This window comes from Polaromonas sp. YR568 (assembly GCF_943369415.1).
GTDB lineage: Bacteria > Pseudomonadota > Gammaproteobacteria > Burkholderiales > Burkholderiaceae_C > Polaromonas.
This window is the reverse complement of record NZ_CALRNF020000015.1, coordinates 19,911-32,436: the sequence shown is the minus strand read 5'-3', so window position 1 is coordinate 32,436 and position 12,526 is coordinate 19,911. Positions and strand designations below refer to the sequence as shown.

Annotated in this window: 11 protein-coding genes and 1 pseudogene; 1 reads left to right on the top strand and 11 read right to left on the bottom strand. The window is 63.0% G+C overall.

All coding sequences use genetic code 11. The annotated features are described in order from the left end of the window. Positions 1–115 precede the first annotated feature (115 nt). The 8 genes and pseudogenes from ACLV74_RS11275 to scpA form a co-directional block, all read right to left on the bottom strand. A complete protein-coding gene (locus ACLV74_RS11275; protein WP_411879490.1) occupies positions 116–586 on the bottom strand; it encodes a VOC family protein in 471 nt (156 codons plus the stop codon). After that, on the bottom strand, positions 583–864 hold the full coding sequence (locus tag ACLV74_RS11270; protein ID WP_411879489.1) for a cupin domain-containing protein: 282 nt from the start codon (positions 862–864) through the stop codon (positions 583–585). Before ACLV74_RS11270 ends, ACLV74_RS11275 begins: the two co-directional genes overlap by 4 nt. 21 nt (positions 865–885) lie before the next feature. Next, a complete protein-coding gene (locus ACLV74_RS11265) occupies positions 886–2,934 on the bottom strand; it encodes an acetyl-CoA carboxylase biotin carboxylase subunit (protein WP_411879488.1) in 2,049 nt (682 codons plus the stop codon). 39 nt (positions 2,935–2,973) lie between these two features. Further along, the gene (locus ACLV74_RS11260; RefSeq protein ID WP_411879487.1) at positions 2,974–3,801 is read right to left on the bottom strand and encodes a YdcF family protein; all 828 of its coding nucleotides are present in this window, start codon (positions 3,799–3,801) and stop codon (positions 2,974–2,976) included. A 3-nt stretch (positions 3,802–3,804) separates the two neighbouring features. Continuing rightward, complete coding sequence (locus ACLV74_RS11255; RefSeq protein WP_411879486.1) at positions 3,805–5,337, bottom strand: acyl-CoA carboxylase subunit beta; 1,533 nt, start codon at positions 5,335–5,337, stop codon at positions 3,805–3,807. A 48-nt stretch (positions 5,338–5,385) separates the two neighbouring features. Further along, positions 5,386–6,411 (bottom strand): methylmalonyl Co-A mutase-associated GTPase MeaB, encoded by a 1,026-nt coding sequence (gene meaB, locus ACLV74_RS11250; protein WP_411879560.1) that lies wholly within the window; start codon positions 6,409–6,411, stop codon positions 5,386–5,388. Between the two features lie 276 nt (positions 6,412–6,687). Next, a pseudogene (locus ACLV74_RS11245) lies at positions 6,688–6,897 on the bottom strand (GIY-YIG nuclease family protein); the annotation flags it as partial. A gap of 73 nt (positions 6,898–6,970) precedes the next feature. Beyond that, entirely contained in the window at positions 6,971–9,133 is a 2,163-nt protein-coding gene (scpA, locus tag ACLV74_RS11240) for a methylmalonyl-CoA mutase (RefSeq protein ID WP_411879485.1), read from the bottom strand. A gap of 196 nt (positions 9,134–9,329) precedes the next feature. Between scpA and ACLV74_RS11235 the strand changes: the two genes are divergently transcribed. Further along, complete coding sequence (locus ACLV74_RS11235; RefSeq protein WP_411879559.1) at positions 9,330–9,965, top strand: GntR family transcriptional regulator; 636 nt, start codon at positions 9,330–9,332, stop codon at positions 9,963–9,965. Here ACLV74_RS11235 and ACLV74_RS11230 read toward each other — a convergent pair. The 3 genes from ACLV74_RS11230 to ACLV74_RS11220 all read right to left on the bottom strand — a co-directional run bounded on the left by ACLV74_RS11230 (position 9,937) and on the right by ACLV74_RS11220 (position 12,473). Further along, positions 9,937–10,872, bottom strand: a complete 936-nt coding sequence (locus tag ACLV74_RS11230) for a DMT family transporter (RefSeq protein ID WP_411879484.1) — start codon at positions 10,870–10,872, stop codon at positions 9,937–9,939. The two genes, ACLV74_RS11235 and ACLV74_RS11230, sit on opposite strands and share 29 nt — an antisense overlap. Then, positions 10,865–11,914, bottom strand: coding sequence for a tRNA dihydrouridine(20/20a) synthase DusA (gene dusA, locus ACLV74_RS11225; protein ID WP_411879483.1), 1,050 nt, complete (start codon positions 11,912–11,914; stop codon positions 10,865–10,867). The genes ACLV74_RS11230 and dusA overlap by 8 nt, the downstream gene beginning before the upstream one ends. Before the next feature lie 73 nt (positions 11,915–11,987). Beyond that, the gene (locus ACLV74_RS11220) at positions 11,988–12,473 is read right to left on the bottom strand and encodes a hemerythrin domain-containing protein (RefSeq protein WP_411879482.1); all 486 of its coding nucleotides are present in this window, start codon (positions 12,471–12,473) and stop codon (positions 11,988–11,990) included. Between the last annotated feature and the right edge of the window lie 53 nt (positions 12,474–12,526).

Here is a 12,526-nt window from a genome sequence, read left to right as displayed (position 1 = left end):
ACGCAAGGCGCGCTTCTCTTGAAACCATTGTGAAGAATTGCGCCGCAGCCAATTGGCGGATGAGGGGGCTGAAGCGGCCCCTCATCAAGGGGAGCCAAGCCCCGCTTCTGCGCGTTTACCCCAGGGCCGCAAACGCCTTGATGACTTCAGGCGGCGCCTGCACCATTTCGATCAACACGCCCTCGCCCGAGACGGGAAACTCGTCGCTGGCCTTGGGATGCAGAAAGCAGATGTCAAACCCCGCGGCACCCTTGCGGATGCCGCCTGGCGCAAAGCGCACGCCCCTGGCCGTCAGCCATTCCACGGCTTTGGGCAGGTCGTCTATCCACAGCCCCACGTGGTTGAGCGGCGTGGTGTGCACCGCGGGTTTTTTGTCCACGTCCAGCGGCTGCATCAAGTCCACCTCGACCTTGAACGGGCCGCTGCCGATGGCGCAGATGTCCTCGTCCACGTTCTCGCGTTCGCTGACGAAGTTGCCGGTGACCTCCAGCCCCAGCATGTCCACCCACAGCGTGCGCAGGCGGTCCTTGCTGGTGGCGCCTATGGCGATCTGCTGGATACCCAATACCTTGAATGGACGCGTCATGAGGAAGCCGCCTCCCTGCGGCCGGAAAGATAAACCACGCCGGCAGGGCCGGCGCTTTCAAGGTGCACGGTGCCCGCTGCGAGGCGAAAAATATCGCCGGGCCCGTAAGTCGTTGCGACACCGCCCACAGTCAGCGTGATCTCACCGGCAAGGATGAAGGCGCGCGCATCGAAGGGATGCTGGTGCTCGCCGAGGCTGTAACCCACGGCGCGTTCCACCTGCACCGCAGCGGCAAACCCATCACGCTGCAAGCCGGCTTCAAATTCCTGACGATCCATGGCGAACTCCTTTGCCTGCCCTCAGACAAATTCCACAATCGGTTGGTCGACGCTCAGCGATTCGCCCTTGGCTGCCAGCACCTTGCCGACCACACCGTCGGCAATCGCGAACAACACGTTCTCCATCTTCATGGCTTCAATCACGGCCACACGTTCACCGGCCTGCACCTTCTGGCCCACCTGCACCGCCACGTCCACCAGCAGGCCGGGCATGGGCGACAGCACATAGCGGCTCATGTCGGGCGGCGCCTTGTACGGCATCAGCGCATGCAGCTGCGCCGCACGCGGCGTCAGCACCAGCGCGTCCAGCCGCGTGCCGTTGTGGGCAATGCGGATGGCCAGGGGGTTGCTGCCCACGCCGCGCTCCACCTGGGCCATAAACGGCTGGCCGTTGGCCGTGCCGCGTATGCGCGCGCCGCCCAGGTGCCAGTTGCTGCAGATTTCATAACTCTTTGCGTCCACCTCCACCGTGCCGGAACCGGTTTGCGCCTGGTAGTTGCGCACGGTCACGGGGTGCGGCGTGTTGGCCCCCGCCGCACCAAGGCCGATCACGACAAACTCTTCGCCCACCGTCACGCCATGGCCCGGCAACTGGCCGCTGATGCCGGCCGCGCGGCCCAGCATGCGGCGGTTGACGTAAGCGGCCAGCGCCAGCAGGAAGGACGGATCTTCATGCGGCACGTCTTCGGCGTGAAAGCCTTTGCCGTAGTTCTCGGCGATAAAGCCGGTGTTGAAGTCGCCCGCCACAAACTTCGGGTGCGCCAGCAAGGCCGCCTGGAAAGGAATGTTGCTGGAGATGCCGCGGATCACAAAGCCGTTGAGCGCCTCGCGCATTTTCGCGATCGCCTCCTTGCGGTCCTTGCCGTGCACGATGAGCTTGGCGATCATCGAGTCGTAAAACATCGGGATCTCGCCGCCGTCCTGCACCCCGGTGTCCACACGCACGCCATACAGCTGCGAGGTGTCGGCCGCGAACATGGTCTCCTTGGGCGGCTGGAATCGCACCAGCCGGCCCGTCGACGGCAGGAAGCTGCGAAACGGGTCCTCGGCGTTGATGCGGCACTCGATGGCCCAGCCGTTGCGCTGCACGTCCTTCTGCGCGATCGGCAGCTTCTCGCCCGCCGCAACACGGATCATCAGCTCCACCAGGTCCAGCCCGGTGATGCATTCCGTCACCGGATGTTCCACCTGCAGCCGCGTGTTCATTTCGAGGAAATAAAAACTCTGGTCCTTGCCGACCACAAACTCCACCGTGCCGGCGCTCTGGTATTTCACGGCCTTGGCCAGTGCCACCGCCTGCTCGCCCATGGCCTTGCGCGTCGCATCGCTTATGAAAGGTGACGGAGCCTCCTCGATCACCTTCTGGTGGCGCCGCTGGATCGAGCATTCACGCTCGTTCAGGTAAATCACGTTGCCCTGGCTGTCGCCGATCAGCTGGATCTCGATATGCCGCGGCTCCTCGACAAACTTCTCGATAAAAACGCGGTCGTCGCCAAAGCTGTTGCGCGCCTCGTTGCGGCAGGAGGTAAAGCCTTCAAAGGCTTCCTTGTCATTGAAGGCCACACGAAGGCCCTTGCCGCCGCCGCCCGCGCTGGCCTTGATCATCACCGGGTAGCCAATGCCCCTGGCGATCTCCACGGCCTTCTCGGCAGTCTCAATCGCATCGTTCACGCCGGGGATGCAGTTCACGCCCGCCGCGCCGGCCAGTTTTTTCGATTCGATTTTGTCGCCCATGGCGGCAATCGAATAATGCTTGGGGCCGATGAAGATGATGCCCTCTTCCTCCACCCGCTTGGCGAAGCCCGCGTTCTCGCTCAGGAAACCGTAGCCCGGGTGCACCGCCTGCGCACCCGTCTGCTTGCAGGCGGCAATGATCTTGTCGGCTTGCAGGTAACTGTCACGGCTGGGCGCCGGGCCGATGTTGACGGCCTCGTCAGCGAGTTCGACGTGGCGCGCGTCCTTGTCGGCGTCGGAATACACGGCGACGGTTTGAATGCCCATCTTGCGGGCAGTTTTGATCACGCGGCAGGCGATTTCACCTCGATTTGCGATCAGTATTTTCTTGAACATGATGTTTCCAGTCGATTTTCTTTTTTGATGCGTGGCAGCTCAGTATTCCTGCAGCAACCATCCTGAAAGACAGGCGAAATACTCCCGCGTCCATGCGTTGTAGCGCATATACAGCGGCGTGAGGGCGCCGGCCGTGCGCACATGAGACCAGCCCGCTTTCGCGGCAATCCGGCCGGCGCGCACCGTGTGAAAGTCGCTGGTCACCAGCATCATGGGCACATCCGGTTTTACACCCGCGGCCCCCAGCAGACGCGCCGAAAACACCAAGTTTTCATACGTACTTGTGCTTTGGTCTTCCAGGCTGATGCGTGTAGCGTCCAGCCCAAGGCCGACCAGATAGTCGGCCATCACACGCGCTTCCGGAACCTTCTGTTTGAAGTCCGTTCCGCCGCTGACCACGACCAGCGCGCGGGGATGTTGCAAGGCGAGATCGTAGGCCAGCTTGAGGCGCTCCGCCAGAGTCGGGGAGGCCTTTCCGTCCGGCGTGCTGGAGCCAAGAACAACGATGGCCCTCGGCTCGAAACTGCCTTCGGCTGAGGGCTGCAGCCGCTGCAAGGCCACAAAAAAGACCAGCAGAGAGGCCAGCCACAGGAAGAACCCAGTGAGCAGCAGGCGCCAGACGAACAACCTCCAGGGGCGTTCGCGTAGCCAGGCACTCCAGCGCCCCAGGAACAATGACAAGCCGATCAACACGACACCGACGATGGCAGGCACGATCACGCCGAGATGCGTCACCTTGACCGTCACGAGGTAAAGGCAGTCAAGCAACAACAGAAGGCCAATCGCGAACAAGAGCCAACGGATAGACCTCGAACGGAGCCTGATGTGTATCGGACCCGAAGTGTCAACAGCGGAAATTCCGGTCATGGCTTAAAGGGGAATGTTTCCGTGCTTGCGCCACGGGTTCTCAATCTTCTTGTCGCGCAGCATCACCAGCGAACGGCAAATCCGCCTGCGCGTTTCATGCGGCAGGATCACGTCGTCGATAAAACCGCGCGCGCCGGCCACAAAAGGGTTGGCGAAGCGGGCCTTGTATTCGGCTTCCTTCGCGGCCAGCTTGGCCGGGTCGCCCTTGTCTTCGCGGAAGATGATTTCCACCGCGCCCTTGGCGCCCATCACGGCGATCTCGGCGTTGGGCCAGGCGAAGTTGACGTCGCCGCGCAAGTGCTTGGAGCTCATCACGTCGTAAGCGCCGCCGTAGGCCTTGCGCGTGATCACCGTGATTTTCGGCACCGTGCATTCGGCGTACGCGTACAGCAGCTTGGCGCCGTGCTTGATGATGCCGCCGTATTCCTGGCTGGTGCCGGGCATGAAGCCGGGCACGTCGACAAAGGTGATGACGGGGATGTTGAAGGCATCGCAAAAGCGCACGAAGCGCGCGGCCTTGATGGAGCTCTTGATGTCCAGGCAACCGGCCAGCACCAAAGGCTGGTTGGCGACGATGCCGACAGTCTGCCCTTCCATGCGGGCAAAGCCGATGATGATGTTTTTCGCGTACTCGGGCTGGATCTCGAAGAAGTCGCCGTCGTCCACCGTCTTGACGATGAGTTCCTTCATGTCGTAGGGCTTGTTCGGGTTCTCGGGCACCAGCGTGTCCAGGCTCAGGTCCATGCGGCCGGCCGGGTCGGCGCTGGGGCGTATGGGCGCTTTCTCGCGGTTGTTCAGCGGCAGGTAGTTGTACAGGCGGCGCAGCATCAGCAGTGCCTCGACGTCGTTCTCGAACGCCAGGTCGGCCACGCCGCTGCGCGTGGTATGCGTGGTGGCGCCGCCCAGTTCCTCGGCCGTCACTTCCTCGTGTGTCACGGTCTTCACCACCTCGGGGCCGGTGACGAACATATAGCTCGAGTCCTTGACCATGAAGATGAAGTCGGTCATGGCCGGCGAATACACCGCGCCGCCGGCGCAGGGACCCATGACCATGCTGATCTGCGGCACCACGCCCGAAGCCATCACGTTGCGCTGGAACACGTCGGCATAGCCGCCCAATGACGCCACGCCCTCCTGGATGCGGGCGCCGCCCGAGTCGTTGAGGCCGATGACGGGCGCGCCCACCTTCATGGCTTGGTCCATCACCTTGCAGATTTTCTCGGCATGGGCTTCGCTCAAGGCGCCGCCGAAGACCGTGAAATCCTGGCTGAAGACAAACACCAGGCGGCCGTTGATCATGCCGTAGCCGGTGACCACGCCGTCGCCCGGGACCTTGCTGTTCTCCATGCCGAAGTCGGTGCAGCGGTGCTCGACAAACATGTCCCATTCTTCAAACGTGCCTTCGTCCAGCAGCAGTTCCAGCCGCTCGCGCGCCGTCAGCTTGCCTTTGCCGTGCTGCGCGTCTATGCGTTTTTGCCCGCCGCCCAGGCGGGCCGCCGCGCGTTTCTTTTCGAGTTGTTCAAGGATTTCTTGCATGGCTTGCTTTCTCTTCTTTGTGCTCTGTGTGTTTTGGTGATTCGGTATTCATTGCGGGGCGCCCTGCGGCCGCCCTGATTGGGCCGCCAGCAGACTCCTCGCGGCGGTAGAGGCCGGCATGCGGCCGTCGGCCACCTGGGCCACCAGTGCAGGTAGCAAGGCGCTCACGGCAGGGTCGCGGCGGAAAGCCTGCTTGAGGCCGGCGTCTATGCGTTCCCACATCCACGAAAGCGATTGCTGCTGGCGCCGCGCGGCCAGCCGGCCGTTGGCGGTCTGCAGGGTTTTGAATTGCGTCACGGCCTTCCAGAACGCATCCACGCCCTTGTTGTGCAAGGCGCTGAGCTGGATGACCTGCGGGTGCCAGTTCTTGTCGTAGGTGGCGGCCTGCGTGCTGTCCATCGCGTTGTTGACCAGGCCGAACAGGCGCATGGCGGAGGTGATCTGCGCCTCGGCCCGCATGGCTGCATCGGCGTCGATGTCGGCCTTGTTGATGATGACGAGGTCGGCCAGTTCCATCACGCCCTTCTTGATGGCCTGCAGGTCATCGCCGGCATTGGGCAGTTGCATCAGCACGAACATGTCGGTCATGTTGGCGACGGCGGTTTCGCTCTGGCCCACGCCCACGGTTTCGACGATGACCACGTCGTAGCCGGCGGCTTCGCAGACCAGCATGGCCTCGCGCGTTTTTTCGGCCACGCCGCCCAGGTTGCCGCTGGAGGGGCTGGGCCGTATGTAGGCGCGCTCATGCACCGAGAGTTTTTCCATGCGGGTCTTGTCGCCCAGGATGGAGCCGCCGGAGACGGACGACGAGGGATCGATGGTGAGCACCGCGACGCGATGGCCTTGTGCGATCAGGTGCAGGCCCAGCACCTCGATAAAGGTGGACTTGCCGACGCCGGGTACGCCACTGATGCCCAGGCGCATGGCCTTCCCTGTGTGGGGCAACAGCGCCGTCAGCAACTCGTCGCCCTGGGCGCGATGGTCGGCGCGGGTGGATTCGAGCAGGGTGATGGCTTTGGCGATGGCGCGGCGCTGGATGACCGGATTTTCCTGGGCCAGGACATCTCCCGCCAAAACGGGCTCGGAATTTTTAACCGTTCGCCCTGAGCTTGTCGAAGGGCTTGCTTCCATCCCATCCAATTCAAACCGAGATTGGCCCACTCTGGGCTTGGCGTGTCCTGTGCTCGGCCTGTCCTGAGCTTGTCTAAGGATTGAAGGGTCGAAGGGTTGAAGCCCTGCATTGCCTCCAGGCCCTTCGACAAGCTCAGGGCGAACGGGTTTCGTTTTGGACTTGGCAAGTTCCTGAATTCGATCCCAGTTTCCGACAATCAAAGCCTCCTTCTTCGCACGCGACCAACCCTTGATCTGCTGCTCAAAAGCAATAGCCCCCTCGCGTGTTTCAAACTCGCCTTGCCAGACCAGTTCAACAGGTTTGCGTGTGGACGTATAGCCAATTTCACCGGCATGGTGTTGAAACATGCGAACCGCCATGTCATCCGTATGGCCGCAGTAATAGGAGCCATCCGAGCACTTAAGCAAATAGACGAAGAACGGTTTCACGCGCGTAGGGAGATAAGGGCTTCGACAAGCTCAGCCCGAACGGTATTGAGCCTGGGGTGAATCGAAACAGAGATCACTTCAACGCAGCCCGAATCTGTTCCAGCACATCCTTGGCGCTGGCCGGAATCGGCGTGCCCGGGCCGTAAATGCCCTTGACGCCGGCTTCGTACAGCATCTCGTAGTCCTGCCGCGGAATCACGCCGCCGACAAACACGATGATGTCGTCGGCACCCTGTTTCTTGAGCTCGGCGATGATGGCCGGCACCAGCGTCTTGTGGCCTGCCGCCAGCGTGGACACGCCCACGGCATGCACGTCGTTTTCAATCGCTTGGCGCGCGCATTCCTCGGGCGTCTGGAACAGCGGCCCCATGTCCACGTCAAAGCCCAGGTCGGCAAAAGCCGTGGCCACCACCTTGGCGCCGCGGTCGTGGCCGTCCTGGCCCAGCTTGGAAATCATCACGCGCGGGCGGCGGCCCTGCTCTTCGGCGAAGGCGTTGATTTCAGCCTTGAGCGTTTCCCAGCCTTCGGCGGAGTCATAAGCGGCAGCGTACACACCGGTCACCTTTTGTGTATCGGCGCGGTGGCGCCCGTAGACTTTCTCGAGGGCATCGCTGACCTCACCCACCGTGGCGCGCAGGCGCACGGCCTTGATGCTGAGGTCCAGCAGGTTGCCGTTGTTATTTTCAGCGGCGGCCGTCAAGGCATCCAGTGCGGCCTGCACCGCCGCGTTGTCGCGGCTGGCCTTGATGGCTTTCAGGCGTGTGATCTGCCCTTCGCGCACGGCCACGTTGTCGATGTCGCGCGATTCAATCGCGTCTTCGGTCTTGAGCTTGTACTTGTTGACGCCGACGATGACGTCCTTGCCGCTGTCGATGCGCGCCTGCTTTTCGGCGGCGGCGGCCTCGATCTTGAGCTTGGCCCAGCCGCTGTCCACGGCTTTGGTCATGCCGCCCATGGCTTCGACTTCTTCAATGATGGCCCAGGCGGCGTCGGCCATGTCCTGGGTGAGTTTTTCCATCATGTAGCTGCCGGCCCAGGGATCAATCACATGGGGGATGTGGGTTTCTTCCTGGATGATGAGCTGGGTGTTGCGGGCGATGCGCGCGCTGAACTCGGTGGGCAGGGCAATCGCCTCGTCGAACGAATTGGTGTGCAGGCTTTGCGTGCCGCCGAAGACCGCGGCCATGGCCTCGATGGTGGTGCGCACCACGTTGTTGTAGGGGTCCTGCTCGGTCAGGCTCCAGCCGCTGGTCTGGCAGTGCGTGCGCAGCATCAGGCTCTTGGGGCTCTTGGCGTTGAAGCCCTTCATGATGCGGCACCACAGCAAACGGGCGGCGCGCATCTTGGCGACTTCGAGGTAGAAGTTCATGCCTATGGCCCAGAAGAAGCTCAGGCGCCCGGCGAACTCGTCCACGTCCAGGCCCTTGCCCAGCGCGGTCTTCACATACTCTTTCCCGTCGGCCAGCGTGAAGGCCAGTTCCAGCGCCTGGTTGGCGCCGGCTTCCTGCATGTGGTACCCGGAGATCGAGATCGAATTGAACCTGGGCATGTTCTGCGCCGTGTATTCAATGATGTCGCCGATGATGCGTATGCTGGGCTGGGGCGGGAAGATGTAGGTGTTGCGGACCATGAACTCCTTGAGGATGTCGTTCTGTATGGTTCCGCTCAATTTGTCCTGGGCGACGCCCTGCTCTTCCGCCGCCACCACATAACCCGCCAGCACCGGCAGCACCGCGCCGTTCATGGTCATGGAGACGCTGACCTTGTCCAGCGGGATCTGGTCGAACAGGATCTTCATGTCCTCGACCGAATCAATCGCCACACCGGCCTTGCCCACGTCGCCGGTCACGCGCGGATGGTCGCTGTCGTAGCCGCGGTGCGTGGCCAGGTCAAACGCCACCGACACGCCCTGGCCGCCGGCGGCCAGCGCCTTGCGGTAGAAGGCATTGGACTCTTCGGCCGTGGAAAACCCGGCGTACTGGCGGATGGTCCAGGGGCGCACCGCGTACATGGTGGCCTGCGGGCCGCGGATAAAGGGCTCAAAACCCGGCAGCGTGTTGGTATAGGCCAGGTCTTTGGTGTCTTCGGCGGTATAGAGCGGCTTCACGCTGATGCCGTCCGGCGTGTGCCAGTTCAATGCATCCACATCGCCGCCTGGCGCTGATTTGGCGGCGGCTTTGGCCCAGGCCTCAAGGCTGGCGGCGGGAAATTCCGGTTCGGGAGGACGCTTGGACATGGGATGTTTACCGTAACAGGATCCGCCCGGGCTGGCGATACGCGCCGGCACCCTGGCAGATGGAATTCATGATCCGGCCAAGTTTACATCATTTATAATTATTGATACAAAATTCAGTTTCGAGTAAGATGCCCTTCAGCGCTGACAGGAAGCAGCGCTCTTTGACGTTTGCCCATTCCAAAACACCCCTATGTCCATGGCTGCAGTGTCCCTGACTCCCCGAGCGCTTTATGAAGAAGTCGCCGAGCTTTTGCGCCAGCGCATTTTCAGCCGCGAGCTGGCGCCGGGCAGCTGGATAGACGAGCTCAAGCTGGCCGAGGAATATGGGATCAGCCGCACGCCGCTGCGCGAGGCCCTGAAAGTGCTGGCCACCGAAGGCCTGGTCACGATGAAGGTGCGGCGCGGCGCCTATGTGACGGAAGTGTCTGAACGCGACCTTGCCGACGTGTACCACCTGCTCGCGCTGCTGGAGAGCGATGCGGCGGGCGTGGTGGCCGCGCAGGCGACGCCGTCACAGCTCAAGGAACTGCAGGGCCTGCATGACGAACTTGAAAAAGCCGCCGGCAACCGTGAACGCTTCTTCGAGATCAATGAAGCCTTCCACATGCGCCTGCTGGAAATCGCCAACAACCGCTGGCGCGACCAGATGGTGGCCGACCTGCGCAAGGTGATGAAGCTGAACCGCCACAACTCGCTGCTCAAAAGCGGCCGCATCGAAGAGTCATTGGCCGAGCACCGCGCCATCATGCAGGCGCTGGCCGCGCGCGACGCCGACGCCGCGGCGCAGCGCATGCGCGAGCATTTCAGGAACGGGCTGGAAGCGGCGGCCTGACGACGACGGGCGCCCTGCCCGTCACCAGGAAGACGCCGGGCAAAATCAGCAAGGCGCCGGCCGCATGGTGCCAGCCCAGCGGCTCGCCCAACACACCCCAGGCAGCCAGCCCCGCATAGAGCGGTCCCAGGTAAAGCGACACCGCGACGCGGCTGGCCCCGAGGATTTTTTGCGCCCAGCCGTAAATCCAGTAAGCACCCAGCCCCGGCACAATCGCGGCCACCACGATCAGCAGCAAGCCGTAGCCGCTCAGCGGCAAGGCATCGGGCTGCGACATTTCCCAGGCCGTCAAGGGGATCAGCACCAGCGTGCCGCCCACACAAATTGCGGCCAGGCGCGCCGTGGCGCCCAGCGGGCTGGGCCACTGCTTTTGCAGCAAGGCATAGGCCGCCCAGGACACGGTGGCGGCTACTATCCATAAATCACCCGCCGAAAACTGCACGCCGGCCAGCGCGGTCCACTGGCCCTTGACCACCACGTGCACCACGCCGGCAATCGCCAGCGCCACACCCAGGCCCTGGCGCGGGCCGAAGCGCTCCCCGAGCCAGATCACCGCACCCAGCCCTATCAGCACCGGCGACGCCGCGTAAATCAAGGCGATGTTCATCGCGCCGGTGGAGCGCGCGCCCTGGTACACCCAGGCGCCGCAAATCACCATGCCCAGGGTGCCCAGTACCAAATATTGCCACCACACCTTGGCGATGTCCGCGCGCTGGCGCCACAGCTCGGAGCGGGTCAGCACCAGCAGGAACAGGGCCGCGAGGCCCCAGCGCCCGAAGGCCAGCAGATACGGGCCGATGACGCCCGGCGCCTTGCGCGCCACGATGTAGTTGACCGTCCAGAGCGCCGGCACCAGCCAGAGCAAAGCCAGCGCATGGCGTGCCTGTTTCTGCGCGGAATCAGGCATCGGCCATTACGCCGTGCACTGCGGTGGCGGCAGGCGCCGGCGAAGAGGCCGGCATTTCATGCGCCAGCGCCATCACGGCATGCGGCGCCATGTCGCGCAGGCGGTGGTCGCTCCAGACCTGGCGCCAGCGCCGCGCGCCGGGCAGGCCGTTGCGCAGGCCCAGCATGTGGCGCGCGATGGCGCTCTTGGGCGTGCCGTGCTCGGCCGCTTCGCGCACCATGTAGTCGCACATCTGCGCCTCCACCGCTTCACGGGTCAGCACGGATGGCTCGGCGCCGAAGAAGGCGCTGTCCCACGAAGCCAGCCACCAGGGGTTGTGATAGGCCTCGCGGCCAATCATCACGCCGTCGAGCGCCGCCAGGTGCCCGGCCACTTCTTCCTGCGTGTTGATGCCGCCGTTGATGCAGATCACCAGCTGCGGGAATTCCTTCTTGAGGCGATGCACAAGCTCATAGCGCAGCGGCGGCACTTCGCGGTTTTCCTTGGGGGAAAGGCCTTTTAGCCAGGCATTGCGGGCGTGCACGATAAACACCTTGCAGCCGGCCTCGCTGACCGTGCCAATGAAGTCGCGCACAAACTCATAACTCTCGCCCTTGTCGATGCCGATGCGGTGCTTGACCGTGACCGGCACGTCCACCACGTCGACCATGGCCTTGACACAGTCGGCCACCAGTTGCGGCTCGGCCATCAGGCAGGCACCGAAGGCCCCGCGCTGCACGCGCTCGCTGGGGCAGCCGCAGTTGAGGTTGATTTCGTCGTAGCCCCATTGCTCACCGAGTTGCGCGCAACGCGCCAGGTCGGCCGGCTCACTGCCGCCCAGTTGCAGGGCCACGGGGTGCTCTTCAACATTAAAGCGAAGGTGGCGTTCCACGTCGCCGTGGATCAAAGCCCCTGTCGTCACCATCTCGGTGTACAGCAAGGCATGACGCGACAGCAGGCGGTGAAAGTGGCGGCAGTGTCTGTCGGTCCAGTCCATCATGGGGGCGACGCTGAGGCGCCAGGGATGGCCGGACGGGATTACGGGGGAAAACGGGACAGACATGCCCCATTTTCCCAGAAAGGGCGCCACCGGCGGCATCAGGGGTCTTGCCCCGTGCGCCGCCGGGCTTGAGGCCTCAGACCTCCTCGGTCTTGAACTCTTCCATCAGTTCCAGTTTTCGCTCGCTGAGTTCGTCCGCCATGGCCACCAGGTCCAGCTCGGACTTACGAGCCTTGGGGAACATTTCCTCGCGCTCTTCCTTGACGTGATGGTCGATGTATTCGCCCAGCACCGTCACGCGGGCGTCATACAGGTCGTCTTCGGGGTCCATGCCGGAAATCTGCGCGATCAGGTCTTTGGCCGTGCCGTGCTCCACCTCGGCTTCATCCAGCAGGGGGTCGTCGTTGATGGCCTCGCGAACCTGGGGGTAGAAGATTTCTTCTTCAATCTGCGCGTGCACCGTCAGTTCCTGGCAGATTTTCTCGGCGATTTCACGCTTTTCCTCGGCGGGTGCGTTGTTGTCACACAGTTTTTTGTAGGCGGTGAAAAGCTTTTTGACCGCAATATGGTCGGCATCGAGCAAGTCGACGGCGTCGTGTTTTTTGGCGGGTGCTTTGCTCATAGGTTCCTCTAATGGGTTGGTCGTGGGTTTGGGGGCTTTGTGAATCAAAGCGG

Coding starts and splice junctions, on each gene's coding strand:
- ACLV74_RS11275 (WP_411879490.1), bottom strand. CDS start 586: ATGACGCGTCCATTCAAGGTATTGGGTATCCAGCAGATCGCCATAGGC.
- ACLV74_RS11270 (WP_411879489.1), bottom strand. CDS start 864: ATGGATCGTCAGGAATTTGAAGCCGGCTTGCAGCGTGATGGGTTTGCC.
- ACLV74_RS11265 (WP_411879488.1), bottom strand. CDS start 2,934: ATGTTCAAGAAAATACTGATCGCAAATCGAGGTGAAATCGCCTGCCGC.
- ACLV74_RS11260 (WP_411879487.1), bottom strand. CDS start 3,801: ATGACCGGAATTTCCGCTGTTGACACTTCGGGTCCGATACACATCAGG.
- ACLV74_RS11255 (WP_411879486.1), bottom strand. CDS start 5,337: ATGCAAGAAATCCTTGAACAACTCGAAAAGAAACGCGCGGCGGCCCGC.
- scpA (WP_411879485.1), bottom strand. CDS start 9,133: ATGTCCAAGCGTCCTCCCGAACCGGAATTTCCCGCCGCCAGCCTTGAG.
- ACLV74_RS11235 (WP_411879559.1), top strand. CDS start 9,330: ATGGCTGCAGTGTCCCTGACTCCCCGAGCGCTTTATGAAGAAGTCGCC.
- ACLV74_RS11230 (WP_411879484.1), bottom strand. CDS start 10,872: ATGCCTGATTCCGCGCAGAAACAGGCACGCCATGCGCTGGCTTTGCTC.
- dusA (WP_411879483.1), bottom strand. CDS start 11,914: ATGTCTGTCCCGTTTTCCCCCGTAATCCCGTCCGGCCATCCCTGGCGC.
- ACLV74_RS11220 (WP_411879482.1), bottom strand. CDS start 12,473: ATGAGCAAAGCACCCGCCAAAAAACACGACGCCGTCGACTTGCTCGAT.